The sequence below is a fragment of the Okeania sp. genome, assembly GCF_983059655.1.
Genome location: NZ_CEZPJD010000397.1, coordinates 1 through 1,397, shown reverse-complemented (window position 1 = coordinate 1,397; position 1,397 = coordinate 1). Strand labels below are relative to the sequence as shown.

1 protein-coding gene is annotated in these 1,397 nt (G+C 32.9%); it reads right to left on the bottom strand.

The features are described 5' to 3' along the window. Positions 1-1,244 (bottom strand): tetratricopeptide repeat protein (locus tag AC3DU7_RS20260; protein ID WP_488041108.1); only part of this gene is annotated, 1,244 nt, incomplete at its 3' end. Between the last annotated feature and the right edge of the window lie 153 nt (positions 1,245-1,397).

Here is a 1,397-nt window from a genome sequence, read left to right as displayed (position 1 = left end):
GCCTGTTCATATCTGCCTAAATTTTTCAGAGCAATGCCTTTATTGTACCAAGCTGTGTCATCATCTGGTTTAAATTCTAGAGCCTTATCATAAGCATAAATCGCCTGTTCATATCTGCCTAAATTTTTCAGAGCAATGCCTTTATTGTACCAAGCTGCGTCATAATCTGGTTTAATTTCAATAGCTCTATCATAAGCATAAATTGCCTGTTCATATCTGCCTAAATCTAACAAATAATTGCCTTTATTATTCCAAGCAATATGATAATCTGGTTTAATTTCAATAGCTCTATCATAAGCATAAATCGCCTGTTCATATTTGCCTATATCTGACAGGCTAATGCCTTTATTATTCCAAGAATGGTAATAGTCTGGTTTAATTTCTAGAGCTTTTTCATCAGCAGCGATCGCCTCTTCATATCTTTCTAAATTTCTCAGAGCAATACCTTTAGCATTCCAAGCTCTGTGATAGTCTGGTTTAAATTCTAAAGCTTTTTCACAAACAGATATCGCCTCTTCATTTTTACTTTCTAATGTTAGTATTAATCCCTGTTCCAATAATAGCTTTCCTTTCTCTTCATCACTATTATTTTCATCTTCGATTAAATCTTGAATCTCCAAAAACTTTTGCCTTCTTTCTTCAGGAGTTAAACTCTGATATTTTTCATAATCTGATTCCTGAATAATTCGAGATGACTTTTGAGCTACTAACTCTGGGTCAGACTTAAATTCAAATGTATTAGAACGCCAATCAAAAAAGTCTGGGCAACGATGAATAAAATATTTTAAAGCATACACAGGTAGAATAAAAACAAAGCAAACATTAAAGTCATCTCTGAATTTTTCTCGATGTTGATTCAGGTGACTTAAAATTGGAGGAACACCCTTTTCACTGTAACTATATCTCTCATTACTACTCCAACCATTTTTCAGTTTATTCAACTCATATTCATACAGAGAATTTTCCAAACCTGTCACAAATAAAATATTAATATCCTGTCTATTTGGTAAAGCAGCAACAAGATTATATAAATTATTTGTTGGTTCATTTAACCGCAAAACTTCCATTTTTTTCTGAGGAATATCTTCCTTAATTTTCTCAATTAATTTTGTTCCTTCTGCAGGAGAACATTCTACAAACAACAATCTAAAACCAGACGTTCTTTTGAGAGACCTAACTATAGCTTTATATTCTGTTTCTGGGTCTTTTAATAAATTCTCATCCCAGTCTATTTCTTGGTTCATAGCTTTTGAGATACTCACACGGATTATGGCACGGATGTACGGATTGATTTGTTAGTCTTAATTATGAGCGATCGCTTGCTTCATTTTCATCTCCCACGTTATGGTGCTTCAGAAAATGAATTAATGATTGCTCTATACGTAATAGTAGAGAAA